This is a genomic window from Methyloversatilis sp., from assembly GCF_030696805.1.
Classification (GTDB): domain Bacteria; phylum Pseudomonadota; class Gammaproteobacteria; order Burkholderiales; family Rhodocyclaceae; genus Methyloversatilis.
Map to the genome: position 1 here is coordinate 15,876 of NZ_JAUYRO010000024.1, position 18,360 is coordinate 34,235.

At 63.6% G+C, this 18,360-nt stretch carries 16 protein-coding genes; 3 read left to right on the forward strand and 13 right to left on the reverse strand.

Going from position 1 to position 18,360, the window contains the following annotated elements; translation table 11 throughout:
• Positions 1-149: 149 nt before the first annotated feature.
• From Q8R75_RS02925 to Q8R75_RS02970, 10 genes are all read right to left on the reverse strand, one after another.
• Positions 150-2,135 carry a hypothetical protein gene (locus Q8R75_RS02925; protein ID WP_305626924.1) on the reverse strand — a complete coding sequence of 662 codons (1,986 nt, stop codon included), beginning with the start codon at positions 2,133-2,135 and terminating at the stop codon, positions 150-152.
• Between the two features lie 158 nt (positions 2,136-2,293).
• On the reverse strand, positions 2,294-3,748 hold the full coding sequence (gene rng / locus Q8R75_RS02930) for a ribonuclease G (RefSeq protein WP_305611233.1): 1,455 nt from the start codon (positions 3,746-3,748) through the stop codon (positions 2,294-2,296).
• Positions 3,749-3,812: 64 nt separating this feature from the next.
• A complete protein-coding gene (locus Q8R75_RS02935; RefSeq protein WP_305611231.1) occupies positions 3,813-4,439 on the reverse strand; it encodes a Maf family protein in 627 nt (208 codons plus the stop codon).
• The gene (rlmH, locus tag Q8R75_RS02940; RefSeq protein WP_305611229.1) at positions 4,436-4,906 is read right to left on the reverse strand and encodes a 23S rRNA (pseudouridine(1915)-N(3))-methyltransferase RlmH; all 471 of its coding nucleotides are present in this window, start codon (positions 4,904-4,906) and stop codon (positions 4,436-4,438) included. Before rlmH ends, Q8R75_RS02935 begins: the two co-directional genes overlap by 4 nt.
• A complete protein-coding gene (gene rsfS / locus Q8R75_RS02945) occupies positions 4,903-5,298 on the reverse strand; it encodes a ribosome silencing factor (protein WP_305611227.1) in 396 nt (131 codons plus the stop codon). Before rsfS ends, rlmH begins: the two co-directional genes overlap by 4 nt.
• Positions 5,299-5,306: 8 nt before the next feature.
• Positions 5,307-5,981, reverse strand: coding sequence for a nicotinate-nucleotide adenylyltransferase (nadD, locus tag Q8R75_RS02950; RefSeq protein ID WP_305611225.1), 675 nt, complete (start codon positions 5,979-5,981; stop codon positions 5,307-5,309).
• Positions 5,974-6,774 carry a BPSS1780 family membrane protein gene (locus tag Q8R75_RS02955; RefSeq protein WP_305611224.1) on the reverse strand — a complete coding sequence of 267 codons (801 nt, stop codon included), beginning with the start codon at positions 6,772-6,774 and terminating at the stop codon, positions 5,974-5,976. Before Q8R75_RS02955 ends, nadD begins: the two co-directional genes overlap by 8 nt.
• Positions 6,765-7,721: a homoserine kinase gene (locus Q8R75_RS02960; RefSeq protein ID WP_305611221.1), complete on the reverse strand. Its 957-nt coding sequence runs from the start codon at positions 7,719-7,721 to the stop codon at positions 6,765-6,767. Before Q8R75_RS02960 ends, Q8R75_RS02955 begins: the two co-directional genes overlap by 10 nt.
• A 44-nt stretch (positions 7,722-7,765) precedes the next feature.
• On the reverse strand, positions 7,766-8,125 hold the full coding sequence (locus Q8R75_RS02965) for a DUF2782 domain-containing protein (RefSeq protein WP_305611219.1): 360 nt from the start codon (positions 8,123-8,125) through the stop codon (positions 7,766-7,768).
• A gap of 119 nt (positions 8,126-8,244) precedes the next feature.
• The gene (locus tag Q8R75_RS02970) at positions 8,245-8,973 is read right to left on the reverse strand and encodes a TIGR00730 family Rossman fold protein (protein ID WP_305611218.1); all 729 of its coding nucleotides are present in this window, start codon (positions 8,971-8,973) and stop codon (positions 8,245-8,247) included.
• 53 nt (positions 8,974-9,026) lie between these two features.
• Between Q8R75_RS02970 and polA the strand changes: the two genes are divergently transcribed.
• Positions 9,027-11,750, forward strand: coding sequence for a DNA polymerase I (gene polA, locus Q8R75_RS02975; RefSeq protein WP_305611216.1), 2,724 nt, complete (start codon positions 9,027-9,029; stop codon positions 11,748-11,750).
• A gap of 315 nt (positions 11,751-12,065) precedes the next feature.
• Here the strand turns inward: polA and Q8R75_RS02980 are convergent, their stop codons facing one another.
• Entirely contained in the window at positions 12,066-12,956 is an 891-nt protein-coding gene (locus Q8R75_RS02980) for a dienelactone hydrolase family protein (protein WP_305611215.1), read from the reverse strand.
• A 208-nt stretch (positions 12,957-13,164) separates the two neighbouring features.
• Here Q8R75_RS02980 and Q8R75_RS02985 point away from each other — a divergent pair, with 208 nt between their 5' ends.
• Together Q8R75_RS02985 and Q8R75_RS02990 are read left to right on the forward strand one after the other, a co-directional pair.
• Positions 13,165-13,788 (forward strand): outer membrane beta-barrel protein, encoded by a 624-nt coding sequence (locus Q8R75_RS02985; RefSeq protein ID WP_305611213.1) that lies wholly within the window; start codon positions 13,165-13,167, stop codon positions 13,786-13,788.
• 147 nt (positions 13,789-13,935) lie between these two features.
• Positions 13,936-14,589, forward strand: a complete 654-nt coding sequence (locus Q8R75_RS02990; protein ID WP_305611211.1) for a pyridoxamine 5'-phosphate oxidase family protein — start codon at positions 13,936-13,938, stop codon at positions 14,587-14,589.
• A 228-nt stretch (positions 14,590-14,817) separates the two neighbouring features.
• Here Q8R75_RS02990 and Q8R75_RS02995 read toward each other — a convergent pair whose 3' ends face one another.
• Positions 14,818-15,459, reverse strand: a complete 642-nt coding sequence (locus Q8R75_RS02995; protein ID WP_305611209.1) for a hypothetical protein — start codon at positions 15,457-15,459, stop codon at positions 14,818-14,820.
• Positions 15,460-16,912: 1,453 nt separating this feature from the next.
• On the reverse strand, positions 16,913-17,548 hold the full coding sequence (locus tag Q8R75_RS03005) for a hypothetical protein (RefSeq protein WP_305626931.1): 636 nt from the start codon (positions 17,546-17,548) through the stop codon (positions 16,913-16,915).
• Positions 17,549-18,360 lie beyond the last annotated feature (812 nt).

Consider the following 18,360-nt stretch of genomic DNA (forward strand, 5'->3'; position numbering starts at 1 on the left):
CGTCTGTCACGCATCTGACACCTTTTCATGGAGAGGCCGTGGCATGGCAGGCTGACCACGCAGGGGTTTGCCAGGTCGCCAGCTGTCCGGCTGTCGGGCGCGCGACTGGCAAGCGGCAGCGTCCGCATGCAACTGTTCCCGGCCACACCTCAGCTTTTTTTCCTGCCCGCCTTCGCCTTGCTCGTCTTTTCGTGGTTCGCCGCCTTCTTTTTCGTCGCCACCTTGTCGCGAACGGGCTTGCCGTCGCCGACATCCGGGCCCTGGAAGCGTGGTGGCTTGCCCGGACCGTGTTCCACACGCACGCCGATGGGCAGGTCGATCATGTCGACGGTCTTTCGCCTGACTAAAAACACCAGCAGGTAACTGGTTTTCGCCGATGGCGCAAAGGTGAGCGACTGCAGCAGATCGCCTTCGGCATCGGGAAGCAGTTCGGCGACGGCGACCCGCTCGCGCTTGTGCGTGTGAAGCTCGATGCGCATGTCCGGCGGCAGGCCGCGGAAGGTCATCCGGGTCCAGTCCGGAGCGGGTACGCCGCGCACGCCGAAACTGCCCGGGAGGTCGATGCCGGGTGCCCCGTAAAGACTGGACAGCGGCAATACGCCGCCGCGCCAGCCACGGCTGCCGCAGGTGAGCAGCAATCGCAGACCGCCGAACGGCGGCAGCGGGAATTTTCCGCCAAAGGGCTGCAACGGAAAATCGATGGGGATGGCGCACGGCATGCGAAGCGGTGGCACGAGCAGGCGGCCGGGCGGTATGTCGGGCGGGCAGCAGCCGAGCTTCTGCGCGCCTGCCAGCGTGCCGTTGGCCCCGCTGCCTTCCTGCCACACCACGACAGTCGTGTCGTTGGCCGACCGGAGCGCGAGCGCGGCGGACTGGCGCCCCATGCCGCTTCCCACGGCGACCATCGCGCCGCTCGTCGCAGGAACGCCCTTTTCGTTGCAGCACCACGACATCATGCGTGGCGTCGTGCCGTTGTGGTCTTCGAACGTGACCATCGCGCCGCCGCTGTCGCGCGCGGTCACGGTGACCAGGCGCGCGTGGTTGAACAGCGGCTGCGACGCCAGCGCGGCGACCGGAACCGTGGCGAAGGCACGCGCGGCGGTGTAACGCCAGTGCGAAATATTGGTCGAGTCGACCCGGTCAACGCTCACCGCACCGCCAGCCTCCACGGTCGCGAGCAGGAAGCCGCCCGCGCCATCGGCGGCGATCGAGTACGCCATCGGATGCGACAGTGCCACCGCGACGCGGGTCCAGGCTGGCAGGTCGGTATCGGCTTCGAAGCGCATGATCTGCACGGGTGCCGTCACCGGATCGGGGCTGAACGCGACATACATCGCACCGGCCGGATCGGCGACCACGCGGCGCGGTGCGGCGTCGTGGCGCCAATCAACGCCGATGCCGATCGTAAACGGTCCGACGGTGACGTTGCCGGACAGGTCCATCCAGGCCCCCGTGATCGGGCTCGGGCCGTACGGACTGGAGTCCATCCAGACGACGCCGATCCGGTTGCCGGCCACGGTCAGCGCAATCTGTGCGCGCCCAACCGGCACCAGCGGCCCGGAGACCGAAACACCACCATTGCCCCACTGCAGCGCACCGCTTGCGTCGATGCGCTGCGCCAGCACGTTGAGTCCGCTGCCATTGTTCGTGCTGGCGGAATTCACCGCCAGGATGACGCCGCCCGCGCCATCGCTGATCGCGTCGAGCCCGGTGAATCCGCCCGCTGCCGGTAACAGGCGCACTGACTGTGCCCAGACCGGCGCACACAGGGCATCGAAGCGCTGCGCCTGAAGCAGCGCACCGTACGCGGTTGGCGCGAATACGACGATGCAATGGCCGGCGGGTGCTGGCAGCACGACAGCGCCGATGTACGACACGACAAGCGCTGCCTGAATCTGCACGGATGCCTGCACCTGGCCGCTGCCGCTGACGTGATGCAGCCACAGATCCGCCACCGAAGTTTGCGGGTATCGGGAGGTGAGGACGTAGCAACCATCGCCGCCGTCACTGCAGGCAGACGCCAGCCGCATGGGCGACATCGCCTGCACGACGTCGACGCCGTTGCTCCAACGGTTGCGGGCGCAAGACCGAAGATCGGGAAGCTTGTCGGGAATGAAGACCGGGCCGGAAACCATGGATACCCCCTGCACGAACGGTGGGCAAAGGGGCAGGCAACGAAGCGGATCGTCTCCGCACCCCGCTTACGACGATGTGGTTGCCGATGCAGCTTAGCCCGTCGGCATCGATTTTTCAAACCGGTGCCGGCGCGGGGTGGCGGGTGAAGTGAGGCGCGCTACAGCAGCACGATGTCAAACTGCTCCTGCGAGTAGCTCGATTCGGCATGCAGCGAAATCGGCTTGCCGATGAAGTCCGACAGCATGGCCAGCGCCTGCGACTCTTCTTCGAGGAAAAGATCGACCACCTTGGGGTGGGCGAGGATGCGGAATTCTTTCGCACTGAACTGGCGCGCCTCGCGCAGCAGCTCGCGCAGGATGTCGAAGCTCATGGTCTGCGCGGTCTTCACTTCGCCCCGACCGTCGCAGGTTGGACAGGTTTCGCACAGCACGTGGGCGATCGATTCGCGGGTGCGCTTGCGCGTCATTTCGACCAGGCCGAGCGAGGTGAAGCCGCTGACCGAAATCTTGGTGTGGTCGCGCGACAGCGCCTTGTTCAGTTCGGCCAGCACCTGGGTGCGGTGCTCGTCGTTCTCCATGTCGATGAAATCGATCAGGATGATGCCGCCCAGATTGCGCAGCCGCAGGTGGCGCGCGATCTGGTGGGCGGCTTCGAGGTTGGTCTTGAAGATGGTTTCGTCGAAATTGCGCGAGCCGACGAAACCACCGGTGTTCACGTCAATGGTGGTCATGGCTTCGGTCTGATCGAAAATCAGGTAACCACCCGACTTCAGGTCGACGCGACGCGCCAGCGCCTTTTCGATTTCCTCTTCGACGCTGTGCAGTTCGAACAGCGGCCGCTCGCCGGTGTAATGCTCCAGCAGCTTGGTCAGCTGCGGCATGTATTCCTCGGCGAAGGCGCGCAGCTTGACGTAGTTTTCGCGCGAGTCGACCAGGATGCTCTGCGTGTCGGCGCACACCAGATCGCGCAGCACACGCTGGCCCAGCGTGAGGTCTTCGAATACCAGTGACGGCGGCTTGGCGGTCTTTGCGCGGTTGCGGATTTCCTGCCAGATCTTGCGCAGGTAGGCGATGTCGGCCGACAGCTCTTCATCGCTGGCGCATTCGGCCATGGTGCGCACGATGTAGCCGCCCGGGTCTTCCTGCGGCAGCAAGGCCTGGATGCGCGTGCGCAACGCCTCGCGTTCTTCGGTTGCCTCGATGCGCTGAGAAATGCCGATGTGGCGGTCCTGCGGAAGATGCACCAGCAGCCGGCCGGCGATGCTTATCTGGGTCGACATGCGCGCGCCCTTGGTGCCGATCGGGTCTTTCAGCGCCTGCACCAGCACGCTCTGGCCTTCGGTCAGCAGGCGCTCGATCGGTTTGGGTGCATCACCGTTCTGGCGCGCTTCCCAGATGTCGGCTACATGCAGGAAGGCAGTGCGTTCGAGCCCGACATCGATGAAGGCGGATTGCATGCCGGGCAGAACACGCACCACGCGGCCAAGATAGATGTTGCCGACGATGCCACGCGCGCTGCTGCGTTCGATGTGCAGTTCCTGCACGGCGCCTTGCTGAAGCAGTGCCACCCGCGTTTCCTGCGGCGTGAAGTTGATGAGGAATTGATCGTTCATGACTGCACGGACCGGGAAGGGTGGGATGGCGGAATCTCGCTCGAAAATTCAGTCAGAAACTCAGTCAGAAATGGAGCCCGAAGCGGCGCAGCAGCCGCCATGTTTCGTTCAGCGGCAGGCCGACAATGCCGGTGTAGGAGCCATCGATGTGTTCGACGAACGCCCCGGCGCGCCCCTGAATACCATAGGCACCGGCCTTGTCCATCGGTTCGCCGGAGCCGACGTACCGTTCGATGTCGCGCGCGTCGAGCGGCGAAAAGCGCACGGTGGAAATCGACAGCACGTGTTCGAGCCGGCGCCCGTCGCTGACCGCGACCGCGGTCAATACGCGGTGACTGCGGCCGGACAGCAGCCCGAGCATGCGCGTGGCGTCAGCCGCGTCGGCCGGCTTGCCCAATATTTCACCGTCTATTTCGACCGTCGTGTCGGCCGACAGCACCAGCCCGGACGACAAGCGCCGCCAGGACAGGCGCTGTTCGCCGCCGAGCGCCTTGGCGCGCGCCACGCGCACGACGTAGGCTTCGGCGTCTTCGCCGTCGCGCACATCTTCCAGCACGTCGATGTCCTCGCGCGGCAAGCCGCGAAAGGGCAATACGAGGAAGGGGGCGCCAATCTGGGTCAGCAATTCACGCCGACGCGGGCTGCGCGATGCCAGGTAAAGCGCGGGCGGTACGGTGGTCGACAGACTCATTCTCTGTGATACGGATGATTGGATTCGAGGCTGGCTGCACGATACAACGCTTCAGCGAGCAGCAGGCGGGCGAGTGCGTGTGGCAGGGTCAGGCTGGACAGGCGGATCAGCTCGTGCGCACGCGCCTTGAGCGCGGGCGCAAGACCGTCCGGGCCACCGATCAGCAGTGCGACATCGTCACCGCCGTCGCGCCAGCGGCGCAGCCGCTCGGCCAGCGCCACCGTGGTCAGGTCGTCGCCGCGCTCGTCAAGGGCGACGATGCGGGCGCGCGGCGGGATCGCCTGTTCGATGCGCACACGCTCGGCTTCGAGCAGTGCGTCGACCGGCTTGCCCTGGGTTCTCGGCTCGGCCTTGATTTCGGTGAACACGAATGGCGACTCGCGCGGCATGCGGCGGGCAAATTCTTCGACGCCCGCATCGACCCAGCCGGGCATGCGGTGCCCGACGCATATCACCCGCAGCTTCAACGTGCGTCCGGTCCGCGGCCGCGTACGCCGGGGCTGCGTGCGGCAGCGGCCGAACGGTCGGAAGGCTTGGCCGAGCCCGACCACAGTTCTTCGAGGTTGTAATAGGCGCGCACCGCCGGTTGCATGACGTGCACCACCAGATCCCCCAGGTCGACCAGCACCCACTCGCCGGTTTCTTCGCCTTCCACGCTGATCACGTGCGCGCCGGCTTCCCGGGCCTTTTCCTGCACGTGACGCGCGAGCGCGCGCGTCTGCCGGTTGGAGTCACCGCTGGCGATGACCAGGCGGTCGAACAGGGCATTGAAGTTCGAGGTATCGATCACTTCGATGTCCTTGCCCTTGATATCTTCCAGCGCGTCGACCACCAGCGCCTGCAATGCATTGATTTCCATGAACTCTCTCAGTAAAGCCGGTGATGGCGGATGTAATCGAGCACGCCTGTCGGGGCAAGATAGCGGCAGCTGGCGCCGCGCGCCAGTCGTGCCCGCAGATCGGTGGCCGAAATGGCCAGTGCCGTCATGTCGAACGGTACGACGGCGCCGGCCGGTGCTGCGCGCAGCGCCGCCGGATCGTGCTGCAGCCGGGCAGACAGTTCGGTCGCCAGTGCGCCGTCGAGCGCGGCCGGCTCGACTGGCTGCCCGGCACGCGTTGCCAGACCGATGTGCGCCAGTTCGAACAGCGACTTCCAGCGCTGCCAGGTATGCAGCCGGCTGAACGCGTCGGCGCCGAGAATGAGCACCAGCGGGCGCTCTGCGCCCAGTTCTGCCCGCAGCGCCTGCACGGTATCGACCGTGTAACCCGGTGCGGCCGCTTCGGCTTCGCGTGCATCGACTTCGAACGCTGGATTGGACGCGGTGGCCAGGCGCACCATGGCGAGCCGGTGCGCCGCGTCGGTGCGCAGCGCGTCGCGGTGCCAGGGCTGACCGGCCGGAATCCAGCGCACACGCGCGAGCCGCAGCGTTTCGAGCGCTTCTTCGGCCAGCCGCAGATGACCCAGATGCACCGGGTCGAACGACCCGCCGAAGATACCCAGAGGCATGCCGGAGCCCGCACCAGCCGGCCGCTGCTCACTCATCGGCGGCGTCTTCGGGCGGATCGGGCTCGGGGAAGGGCTCGGGTTCGGGCAATTGCGCGAACACCTGCTGGAAGCTCACGTAAAGACTGGCCGCCAGCGTCGGCACCAGCACGAAAAGCAGTGTCATGCGCACTGCGATGCGCAGCAGGCTGGCGATGCCTTCGTCGTTGCCGATCAACTGGATCACCAGTACCGGCAGGCCGACGCCGAGCACCGCCGCCCCAGCGAAATACACGATGAAGGCACCCGCGTTACGCAGCACTGCGACCGCGCCGAAGAACAGCGCCTTGCCCAGCTTGATGCCCTGGGTCGCGATCAGGTAGGGCGGAAACCACATGATCAGGATCAGCGGCAGCACCAGCGGCAACAACTGCATCAGCGTGCGCGTGAAGGCCTCTTCGTCGGCCTCCGCAAGCGGCACGTCGGGCGCGGCAAACAGCAAGGTGTGGATCAGCACCACGACCAGCGAGCCGGTCAGATGCACGAAACCGAGCTGGACCAGCGGGCGCATGTTCTCGGCCAGTCCGGTCTTGAGCACCTCGGTCGACACATCAAGCTGCTTGTCGAGCAGGCGTGCGCCATTGAACACGATGACCGACATCACCGGCAGGCAGACGGCAACCAGCACCGGACCGATCAGCGGCACGATGTTCAGGAACACCATCACCAGCAGATAGCCCATGGTGAGCGCGGTCATCAGCGGCGGATTGCGGCGGAACAGCGCAAAGCCGCCGCTGATCCAGGACCAGCCGGCCAGCGCAGGCAGCGCGCGCGCCTGCAGATTCACTGCCATGGCAGGGCGTCGCCGGCACGGATGCGGGCGCGCAGGATGTCGCGGAAGCGCTTCGGGTCGTGCTTGTGCACCATCTCTCCATCACGCGGCAAGTGAAAGTCATAAAGCCTCGACAGCCAGAAGCGCAGCGCAGCCGCCCGCAGCATCAGCGGCCAGGCGCGGTGTTCGGCATCGGACAACGGGCGTTCATCGCGGTAAGCGGCGAGCATCGCATCCGCGCGGTCGGCCACCAGCTCGCCGGCCTCGTCGGAGCACCAGTCATTCATCGTCACTGCGAGATCGAACAGCAGGTAATCGTCGCCGGCGAAGTAGAAGTCAATGACGCCGCCGATGCGCTCGCCGTCCATCAGGCAGTTGTCGCGAAACAGGTCGGCGTGCACCACGCCGGCCGGCAAACCGGCGCAGGCGCCGCCGTCGCGCGCCGCGACCTGGAAGGCCATCTCGGATTCGAGCAGTGCGCGGTCATCGGCGTCGAGGTAACCCAGCAATTGCGGCGCGGCGGCGCGCCACCAGTCATAGCCGCGCGGATTGGCAAAGCGCCGCCCGTAGCTCTGGCCGGCCACATGCATGGTCGCCAGCATGCCGCCGACGGCGGCGCAGTGCGCCGCCTGCGGCGCCATCTGCGATTTGCCGGCCAGTCTCGTGGCGAGCATCGCCGGCTTGCCGTTGAGCGTACCGAGGTATTCGTTGTCGCGATCGGCGATCGGCGCCGGGCACGGAATGCCGTGGCGCGACAGATGCGCCATCAGGTGCACATAAAACGGCAGTTCGGCGCGCGTGAGCTTTTCGAACAGCGTCAGCACGTAGCGACCGTGCGAGGTGTCGACGAAGTAATTGGTGTTTTCGATGCCGGCCGGAATTCCCTCCAGCGACAGCAGATGGCCGATGGAGTAATTCTTCAGCCAGTCGCGCATCTCGTCTGCGGTGACGGAGGTGAAGACAGACACGTATCAGTTTCGGAAGTTGGGCACGCGCCGGCGGCGCATGCAGGTCAGTCGAACGAGAAGATGACCCATTTCGGGACGCGCAGACCCTGATCGAGATCGTCGTAACGTGTCATCACGCCGCCGCCGTTCTCGTCCATCAGATAGTAGGGCACGCCGTGCGACGGCGTCACCTTGATCATGTAGAGCTTGCCGTTCATGCGGTATTCCTCGACCCGCTCGTCGGCTTTCTGGATGATGGTCACCTGCGGCTCGGTGGTCACGTCGCCGCCCTCAAGCGGCAGCGGCGGCGGCGGCGGTTCCGGAATGGGCTGCAGATCGGCCGGCCGTTCGGCCTGGGCGAACACCGGCGGGGCAGCCACCGCCAGCGAGGCGGCGATCAGGGCGGCAGAAAGTAGCGGTCGCATCGAAAATCCTTTGTGATCCGGCAGTTTAACAGAGGCACCCGCGCTTCCCGGCAACGCATGGACCGGCCCGTTGTTTCCTTGCATCTTGAATCCTGTGTATTGAATCCAGTGTGCTGGATCTACAGATTCAGCATGGCTTCATGTTCCTCAGGCAACGGCAGGAAGCTGCGGTTCTCGTAATGACGGAAGATCGCCTCGACCACCTCGGCCGGATCGTCGATCAGCTGCACCAGATCGATGTCGGAAGCGGAAATCATGCCTTCGCTGACCAAGGTGCTGCGGAACCAGTCGATCAGCCCCTGCCAGAACGGCGTATGCACCAGGATGATCGGAATGCTGCGGCTCTTGCGGGTCTGGATCAGCGTCAGCGCCTCCATCAGCTCGTCCAGGGTGCCGAAACCGCCCGGCATCACGACGTAGGCGGCGGCAAAGCGAACGAACATGTACTTGCGGGCGAAAAAGTGCTCGAAGGAATGCGAAATGTCCTGATAGACATTGGCGCTTTGTTCCATCGGCAACTGGATGTTCAGCCCGACGCTGGGCGATTTGCCGTGGAAGGCACCCTTGTTGGCCGCCTCCATGATGCCCGGCCCGCCGCCGGAAATGACCGAAAAGCCGGCGTCCGACAGCTGGCGCGCAATGCGCTCGGTCAGGTCGTAATACGGATGTTCGCGCGGCGTACGGGCGCTGCCGAAAATGCTGACCGCCGGGCGGATGGCCTGCAGCCGTTCGGTCGCCTCGACGAATTCGGCCATGATGCCGAAGATGCGCCAGGCCTCGCGCGCACTGCTGGCGCGTGCCGCGTCACCGGGGTCGATCATGCCGGGAAGTTTGTCTTTCGCGCTCATGGGGAGGGGGTCCGGGGTTGATAATGGCGCGCTGAGCAATCACGGAATCCGCCATGCCCACGCTGCTGCTTGTTGATGGTTCGTCCTACCTGTACCGCGCCTTCCACGCCATGCCCGACCTGCGCAATGCCCAGGGCGAGCCGACCGGCGCGCTGCGCGGTGTCATCAACATGCTAAGGCGGCTGGCAAGCGACTACAAGGCGGACTACCGCGCGTGTGTGTTCGACGCCAAGGGCCCGACCTTCCGCGACGACTGGTATCCGGCCTACAAAAGTCACCGACCACCCATGCCGGAAGAGCTGGCAGCGCAGATTGCGCCCATCCACGACGCGGTGCGCGCACTCGGCTGGCCGTTGCTGATGCTCGACGGTGTGGAAGCCGACGACGTGATCGGCACCTTGTCGGCGCAGGCTACCGCGCGCGGCATCGACTGCGTCATTTCCACCGGCGACAAGGATCTGGCGCAGCTGGTGAACCGGCACGTGACGCTGGTGAACACGATGAGCGAAGAAAAGCTGGACGAAGCCGGCGTACTGGCCAAGTTCGGCGTAACGCCAGCCGGCATCGTCGACTACCTCGCGCTGATCGGCGACAGCGTGGACAACGTGCCCGGCGTCGACAAGTGCGGCCCGAAGACGGCCGTCAAGTGGATGCAGCAGTACGGCTCGCTCGACGAAATCGTCGCGCATGCGGACGAGATCGGCGGCAAGGTGGGCGAAAACCTGCGCGCCCACATCCCTTTCCTGCCGCTGGCGCGCCAGTTGCTCACGGTGAAGTGCGATGTCGAACTGCCGACGCCGCTCGAATCCCTCACTTCCAATGGCGAAAGCGCCGAGGCGCTGCGGCCGATCTACGAGCGCTACGGCTTCCGCGGCCTGCTGGAAGAGCTCGCGAAAGGTCCGAAGAAGAACGTCAACGCGCCGGCGCCGGCTGCCGACGCCGGCCCGTCCACCGACCCCGAAGGCAGCCACCGCTCGCAGTACGAAACCCTGCTCGACTGGCCGGCGCTCGAGCGCTGGCTTGCAGTGCTGGATACGGCCGCCGTGGTGTCGCTCGATACCGAAACCACCAGCCTGGAGCCGATGGAAGCACAGCTGGTCGGCATGAGTTTCGCGCTGGAAGCCGGTGTGGCCGCTTATCTTCCGCTGGCGCACTGCTATCCCGACGCACCGGTACAGCTGCCGCGCGACGAAGTGCTGGCCCGGCTCAAGCCCTGGCTGGAATCGGCCGCGCACGGCAAGCTCGGGCAGAACCTCAAGTACGACCGCCACGTATTCGCCAACCACGGCATCCGGCTGGCCGGCGTGGTCGATGACACGCTGCTGGAGAGCTATGTGCTGGACGCCGACCGCAGCCACAGCCTGGACGCGCTGGTCACCCGCCACCTCGGCCTGAAGGTGATCAGCTACGACGAGGTGACCGGCAAGGGCGTGTCGCGCATCGGCTTCGACCAGGTGTCGATCGACCGCGCCACCGACTACGCGGCCGAAGACGCCGACGTGACGCTGCGCGTGCATGGAGTGCTCGCACCGCGCATCCAGGCCGACAGCAAGCTTGCCTATATATACAGGGACATCGAACTGCCGGTGTCGCAGATCCTGTTCGAGATGGAGCGCACCGGCGTGCTGCTCGACGTCGGCTCGCTGGCCGCGCAGAGCAATGAGCTTGGCCAGAAGATGATCGATCTGGAGGCGCGCGCCCACGCCGCAGCGAAGCAGCCGTTCAACATCAATTCTCCGAAGCAGCTGGCGGAAATCCTGTTCGAGCGCGAAAAGCTGCCGGTGATCAAGAAGACGCCGAGCGGTACGCCCTCGACCGATGAGGAAGTGCTGTCGCAGCTTGCGCTCGACTACCCGCTGCCGGCGCTCATCCTCGAATACCGAAGTTTGGCGAAGCTCAAGGGCACGTACACCGACAAGCTGCCGCGCATGGTGCGCGCCGACACCGGCCGCGTACATACCAGTTTCAGCCAGGCGGTGGCCGTGACCGGGCGGCTGTCGTCGGTCGACCCCAATCTGCAGAACATTCCGGTGCGTACCGCCGAAGGCCGGCGCATCCGCTCCGCCTTCATCGCGCCGCCGGGCCATCGGCTGGTGAGTGCGGACTATTCGCAGATCGAACTGCGCATCATGGCCCACCTGTCGCAGGACGCACGCCTGCTGCAGGCCTTCGCCGACGGCGAGGACGTGCACCGCGCGACCGCGTCGGAAGTGTTCGGCGTGCCGCCGGACGAAGTCAGCAGCGAACAGCGGCGCTATGCCAAAGTGATCAACTTCGGTCTGATCTACGGCATGAGCGCACACGGACTGGCGAAAAACCTCGGCATCGAGCGCGCCGCAGCGGCGGGCTGGATCGACCGCTATTTCACGCGCTACCCCGGCGTCGCGCGTTACATGGACGAAACCCGTGCGCTGGCGAGGGAGCAGGGCTGGGTCGAAACCGTGTTCGGGCGCCGGCTGCAGCTGCCGGAAATCCGCGCCGTCCAGGTCGCCCGCCGTCAGGGCGCTGAACGCGCCGCGATCAACGCACCGATGCAGGGCACAGCGGCCGACCTCATCAAGCTGGCGATGATTGCCGTATCAGGCTGGCTCGAGCGCGAAAAACTTGGCACGCGGCTGGTGCTGCAGGTGCATGACGAACTGGTGCTCGAAGTGCCCGACACCGAAATCGACCTGGTACGCGAGCGCGTGCCCGCGCTGATGGAAAACGTGGCACAGCTGTCGGTGCCGCTGAGGGTCGAAGCCGGTGTCGGCCTCAATTGGGACGAAGCGCACTGAGCGGCGCGCGATCAACGTCCGCATCGCCTGCAGGGGCGGAGCGGGGGTTTCGGCGAGCAACGCTCGCCGCCCGTGGAGCCGGTCGGCCATGCAGGGCCGACCGTGGGACGGCTCCTACGAAAACTGCGAGGGTGTTGCCCTTTGTAGGAGCGGACCCTGTCCGCGATCCGCACGTGAATCGCGCGACAACGCATGATCGGAGATCGCGTCGCCTGCAGGGCAGGCTCCTACGAAGGGCAAACCGTCGCGGTATTGTCGCGTGATTCACGTGCGGATCGCGGACAGGGCCCGCGCCGACCAGAGGCTCACCGGGCGTCACGTACGCAAATGCTGCGCGAAGAAATCGAGCGTGCGCTGCCAGGCCAGTCGGGCGGCGCGCTCGTCATAGCGCGGTGTCGTATCGTTGTGAAAGCCATGCAGCGTGCCCGGATAGACGTAGCTCTGATACTTCTTGCCGGCATTGACCAGCGCCGCGTCATAGCGCGTGGCGCCAGCGTTCACCTTTTCATCCTGGTCGGCGTAGTGGATCAGCAGCGGCGCACGGATCGCCGGCACGTCTTCGAGCGGGGGCTGGGTGCCGTAGAACGGTACCGCCGCATTCAGGTCGGGCAGTTTTGTCGCGAGGAAATTGGCGATCGCGCCGCCGTAGCAGAAGCCGACCACACCCAGCTTGCCGTTGCCGAGATCGTGCGCACGGAAGGCGAGCGCCAGTGACACGAAGTCTTCGCGCGTCTTCCTCTGGTCGAGTTGCTGGAACAGTTCGCGCGCCATATCTTCATTGCCCGGATAACCACCGAGCGGGTACAGCGCGTCGGGCGCCAGCGCCAGATAGCCCTCAAGCGCGAGGCGGCGCGTGACATCTTCGATGTGCGGGTTCAGGCCCCGGTTTTCGTGCACCACAAGGACCGCCGGCAGCGGGCCGGTCGACTGCGCCGGTCTCGCGAGGTAACCCCGCACCTTCCCGTATCCGCCACGTGTGGCGTACTCGACGTAATCGGTCTTCAGCGCCGGATCGTCCGGCTTGACCTGCTGCGCCTGCGCGAAGTTCGGACTGAGCGCCTCCAGCAGCATTGATGCGGTCACACCGCCGACCGCAAAACGTGCGGCGGCATCGAGAAAGCCGCGCCGGTCGATGGCGCCGTGCACATAGTGATCGAACAGCGCCATCACTTCGGGCGCGAAATCCTTCGCTGTCTTGCGTTCCAATCCGAATCTCCTGCGTAGCCGTGTCGTGTGGCCGGCGCACGATGCACCGGGCCGCCTGCGGGTGCAAGCAGGTGTCGCGCGGATCGACATCGATGCGCCGCCGGAATTCCCGGGTGTTGCAGCAGTGACACATCTCCCAACCCTATAGGCATTTTCTTTTCGTCATATCTATATACTCCGCCGCTCCATTCCAAAGGAGTATTTGAAGATGACCAAACCTTCGCTGCTGTGCTTTGCCGTGCTTTCGCTCGGCGCGTCATCCGCGCTGGCGGGCGACTTCTATGTCGGTGCTTCGCTCGGCCGCTCTAGCGTCGACATGGATCGCAGCGAGACCGACGCAGTTCTGGTGTCGGCCGGTGCCACCGGCCTGCGTTCCAGCGTGGACGAGCATGACACGCACTACGGCCTGTCGCTCGGCTATCAGCTCAACCCCTACCTGGCGTTCGAACTGGGCTATGCCGACTTCGGCAGCGCGCGCTACCGTGCCAGCTTCACCGGTGGCGGTGCGCGTGCGCAGCTTGATGCCCATGGCTGGACCGCATCGGTACTGGGCATCCTGCCGGTGGGCGAGAAGTTCTCGATATTCGGGCGGCTCGGCGGCATCCACGCCAAGGTCGAAGCCGATGTTGATGTGACCGGCCCCGGCGGTGCGGCGGCCGGCACGGCGCAGGACCGCGACTGGAGCGGCCTGTATGGCGCTGGCGTAGGCTACGCACTGACGCCGTCGATCGGGCTTCGTGGCGAATACACCCGCTACGAAAGCCTCGGCGGCAGCAACACCGGCAGCGGCGACATCGACACCTGGTCGCTCGGCGCGATCTTCCGCTTCTGATCCACCCTCCTTCTGCTCTCCGTTTGTTCTCCAGACCCGGCCCGCGCGGCCGGGTGTTCCGCTGCGGTATCCTGCTCCGGCGCCCGGGTCCCGGATGCGCGCGACGGCTCACGCCGTACGCCGGAACACAGACCGACAGGAGGAGACATGGCTTCAATTTACGCCGACGAACACCGCGCGCTGCAGCAGGAATTCGGCACCACGAAACTGGCCGACATGCTGGACCAGAATTGGGTCCACGAAACGATCACGGACGAGGAGAAGGCCTTCATCGAGGGTCGCGACATGTTCTTCCTGTCGACCGTCGACCCCGAAGGCAACCCGACCGTGTCGTACAAGGGCGGACCGACCGGCGTCGTGAAGGTGATCGACGCGCAGACGCTGGTGTTCCCGGGCTACGACGGCAACGGCATGTTCTACTCGATGGGCAATATAGTCGGCCAGGCGCGCGTCGGCCTGCTGTTCATCGACTTCGAAACGCCTCACCGCGTACGCGTGCAGGGCACGGCCGAGTTCCTGCGCGACCATCCGCTGATGGCCGGATACACCGAAGCGAAGTATCTGGTGCGGGTGACCGTCACGAAGGTGTGGGTGAATTGCCCGCGCTACATCCACCGCTACAAGAAGCTGGATCAGTCGAGGTACGTGCCGCAGGCCGCCTGCGAAACGCCCCTCGCGCTGTGGAAGCGGCTCGACATGGTGCAGGACGTGCTGCCCGGGCACGAGGTCGCGCGTGCCGAAAAGGAAGGCGTGATCACGCTCGAGGACTACGAAGCGAAGGTGGCACGGGGCGAGGGCTGAAAGGCCACCCGGGGCGCCCGAGGGCGCGGCACGCGGCCGCCGCATTCATCTGCCCGCAGCACCTTCTGCGCGCCCCCGCTCGGGCAACGCCACGAGCCCCTCCAGCTTGGCGCATCCCTGTGTATTCGGCTCGTCAACGCGCTGGCGCTCGCCTCGCGGTGCGTAGTGCCACGCCCGCTGGTCGCGGCGCGAACGACCCGGCCGCGCGGCGGCGTCGCCGTGCGGGCGTCACCGTGCGGGCGTGACCGGGGGCGTCGCACGCGGCGCGACCGTGACCCCACCCCCGGCTTCGGGCCTCAGCCACGCCGGCAGTTGACCGTAACGCCGAATGAAAGCGTCGCGCTGCTCGTCTTCGGAAAACACGAAGTCCATCATCAACACCGACTGCTCGTCTTCCGACAGCAGCGCCGTGATGCCCCGCGCGTCCCAGCTCCGGTAGAGTCTGAAGCCGTCGTCCGACAACCCGCCCGCGTCCCACCGGCCGTACTTCGCGACCACGTCCTGCACCCGGAGCGGCGTGGTCGGCACCCATCTCACCCATTTCACGCGCAGCGCCTGGTCGTCGCTCTCGGCCGCGAGCAACTTCAGCGCATCGAGATCGTCAGCGAAGCCATCCGCGATCTCACGCCGGTAGTCCGGGCGTCCGTCGACGAACAGCACAAGGAGCTGGCCCTGAAGCACGCCGCCGGTGAACGAAAACAGCACCTGCGACTCGTCGGCCCAGTCTGGCGCCATGCGCACGAACTGCGCATCCGGGAAGCGCGCCCGTACCTCGCCCAGCGAATCGAGCGGCCGGATGCCCAGATAGGTTTCGGCCAGCGCGCAGGTGCAGATGAAAGAGGCCAGAGCAAAAAAGAGAAGTGACTTCACGGACTTGAGCGATGAACCGGCAGACTGCGGATTATCGATCGCCGGGTGGCGATACCGGAAGCCCACCCTCGAGCAGGCGCGCAGTGGGACGGGCGAAGACGCCAGCCGTTCGGGAAGAGTGGGAATCGCTCGCCTTGGAACTGGAGAAACAGACAATGAAAACGGGCCGGACTATGAAGACCGACCCGTTCTGTGTCTGGCGCGCCCGGCGCGATTCGAACGCACGACCCCTGCCTTCGGAGGGCGGTGGCCTAATGGTGCGGGGCCCCAAATTATTCAAGTAAATCAAAGGTCGCTCATACCCTGAGTTACCGCATCCTACCCTCAATTACCGATTTGATTGCAGCATTTTTGCAGCAGCTTTTCGTGTCGTCCAAAAACGGCAAAGGCTAAAACCGCTCCCTAGACCTTTAGCAGTTATCTGACTGCTCAACCGGTTAGGCACGTGGAACAGCTCTTCTCACCTAAACAACTAGCCGCCCTGCTGGGCATCGCAGAGCAAACGATCTACAACCGCCGGGCAATGGGCGGGGATCTTCCGCAGTGCGTCAAACTTGGGCGGTTACTCCGCTTCAAACAGTCTGACATCGAAGCTTGGCTTAACAAGCAGCAGATTCCTCCAAGGCCGCCGACCGCCGTTTTGCTAAGCCCGAAGCGCCCAGTAGGGAGGCCGTCAAAGGCTGCGCAAATCGCTCTACGCAATTCCCGCTGAGCGGTAAATGAGTTTGGGCGCGATCGCGCCCGTTATCGAAGCGCGCGCGCGGGAAGCTTCCCGGCTGGCAGGTTCGAGACATACCGGTCGCGCTGCTTCAGATGGCCGTGGGCTAACCCCTGTGATCGCCAAGCGGTCACAGGCGTATCCACCGAGTAGATTCAAGAGTCGCTGCCTAGCCAAAACAGCCGCTTCACGTTGTCGTTTTGCGCATCGATGTCGACTGACACTTCAAACAGACCTTTCGCAACTCCCAGTCGCGGCCCCGCGTGCAGTGCAGCGACGGGTACGAGTCGGGCCACCGGACGACCGTCACGCACGATAACGATTTCACGCTCTTCGCGGAGTTCGATCGCCGTTATAAGTTGAGATAATGTGACCCTTGCCTGTCGCAAACTAACTGAGTGCATGCGCATGTCCTCTATGGCCGACTTCCTACGATAGCCCAGTCATCAATGGCTGTCGAATTACAACCCGACCAGGGTCACGCTACTGAAAAAAGGGACGCAATTCGACTCGTGCTCGGTAAAGCGGTTGTCCAGAATGCAGCCGCTCAAGGATTTTCCAGCCCATGCTTCCAGATCCGGTGGGCGGCGGACAGGACGGCGAGGTCACCTACATCTAGGCGAGATCGCAGGTATCGTCGGACGCCATAAATTTTTGCCAGTAACAGGCTTCACAGCTCGTCACGTATCGTGCTTCGTCATAACGAGCTGACGAGCACTCTCGAAAGGTCTTTTGTTAATGGTCCGACATGCGTGCTTCATTAAACGCAAGAGGGAATGTTTTAAGTCGTACTAAAACTAACGCGATCATTCCCAAAAAAATCAGCATGGCACTGCCCGGCTCGGGCAGCGGTATGTCACTCACTGAAACATTGGAAGTCAAAAACAGCGAAGAGCGCGCGGAATTTCCATCCGTTAGGTAAAGAGTTCCCTCTCGATATGCTCCGAGCTCAGTTAGAGTAGAAAGATCGACTTCAGTGATTTTACTGAATGAAAGACGCATATCGAATTCCGTTGGCGGGGACCCATTCGGGAAGGTAGGGATTGCAAGCATCGAGCCAAAATACCGCAATTCACCGGATCCATCGTCTGACTTGGAGATTTGTAACTGTGAGGCGCCAGGATCGGCAAACAAGGAAAACTGTGTCTTGAACTTTCCAAGCTCTGTAAAGTAAAACGTCAACTCCTTTACCGGATAAAGACCGACTTGAGGACGTGGATCTTTGTCAGTCGCGTCGGAAGCAATTGCAACGATTGTAAAATTCGATGAAGTAGCGGGTGTCTCCCAAATTCCATTTACCGTAAGTGTAATCGGAGCCGCAAATGTCGCTAGTGAGAACGCTGCCAGAAGCGCGCCTAAAATTCTTTTCATATCAATTAAATAGTTGTTGTTTCAGAGGGTCGAGGTTACCCGATGAATATTTCAGTTAATCGCGAGGGTCTGATTTGCTGCTTGCCGGCCTTTCACGTAACCAAAAAGCGAGAGGCTCAGCTGAGGTTATGCCGGTTGATTCTTATCATCACATAAGGTGGTCTCTTCGTGCGTTAAGCACGAAGCGGTTAGCCGGTGAACGGGGCACGATAGCTATGTGGGTCTCTAAAAACTCGCGACGGTTGCCTCTTCGATTATCGAGTAAAAATTATGAACGCTGCCGTAGCGATTTAAAGCGCCGAAAGCACGATCCATCAGGTGAACAAGCTTTCCTTGATAGTTTGCAGGTAGCTTAACGTAGTCTTCTACCCAGTTTCCTTTAACTTCAAATCATTTCACGAATTCAGATCTCGACTGCGGCGATGACTCGGTGCAAGAACTAGTTGAAGTTGCGACATGCAACCTCAAAATTCTGGTGAATCGAATTTCTAGTTATTGGAACCTATGATTTACTGCGACCGGCTTTATATTTCCTTCTCGGTAAAAGAAGTAACTAGTATGTTACGGTCCAGATAGGGAGTTGACTAACGACGCTGTAGAAAAACTCCGTCCTGGGGCAAGTTGCTGCGTCCGGCCATTGCCGGCTTGAATTCACTCTTCATCGCATCAATCCGGTTTCACGGGTTTCATCGTCGTCTCCTGACGCCCTGACAGGGCGACTCCTGCCTGACCTGATCGGGCTAGTTCCCCGTCCGCCAGCTTACCTAATTCGCGTACCCATGGTGCCCGAGCTTTTCGATGTTGTGCACCAT

Bases quoted from the DNA above. Each gene is read 5' to 3' on its own strand.
- Q8R75_RS02925 (WP_305626924.1), bottom strand. From the start codon at position 2,135: ATGGTTTCCGGCCCGGTCTTCATTCCCGACAAGCTTCCCGATCTTCGG.
- rng (WP_305611233.1), bottom strand. From the start codon at position 3,748: ATGAACGATCAATTCCTCATCAACTTCACGCCGCAGGAAACGCGGGTG.
- Q8R75_RS02935 (WP_305611231.1), bottom strand. From the start codon at position 4,439: ATGAGTCTGTCGACCACCGTACCGCCCGCGCTTTACCTGGCATCGCGC.
- rsfS (WP_305611227.1), bottom strand. From the start codon at position 5,298: ATGGAAATCAATGCATTGCAGGCGCTGGTGGTCGACGCGCTGGAAGAT.
- nadD (WP_305611225.1), bottom strand. From the start codon at position 5,981: ATGAGTGAGCAGCGGCCGGCTGGTGCGGGCTCCGGCATGCCTCTGGGT.
- Q8R75_RS02955 (WP_305611224.1), bottom strand. From the start codon at position 6,774: ATGGCAGTGAATCTGCAGGCGCGCGCGCTGCCTGCGCTGGCCGGCTGG.
- Q8R75_RS02965 (WP_305611219.1), bottom strand. From the start codon at position 8,125: ATGCGACCGCTACTTTCTGCCGCCCTGATCGCCGCCTCGCTGGCGGTG.
- Q8R75_RS02970 (WP_305611218.1), bottom strand. From the start codon at position 8,973: ATGAGCGCGAAAGACAAACTTCCCGGCATGATCGACCCCGGTGACGCG.
- polA (WP_305611216.1), top strand. From the start codon at position 9,027: ATGCCCACGCTGCTGCTTGTTGATGGTTCGTCCTACCTGTACCGCGCC.
- Q8R75_RS02985 (WP_305611213.1), top strand. From the start codon at position 13,165: ATGACCAAACCTTCGCTGCTGTGCTTTGCCGTGCTTTCGCTCGGCGCG.
- Q8R75_RS02990 (WP_305611211.1), top strand. From the start codon at position 13,936: ATGGCTTCAATTTACGCCGACGAACACCGCGCGCTGCAGCAGGAATTC.
- Q8R75_RS03005 (WP_305626931.1), bottom strand. From the start codon at position 17,548: ATGAAAAGAATTTTAGGCGCGCTTCTGGCAGCGTTCTCACTAGCGACA.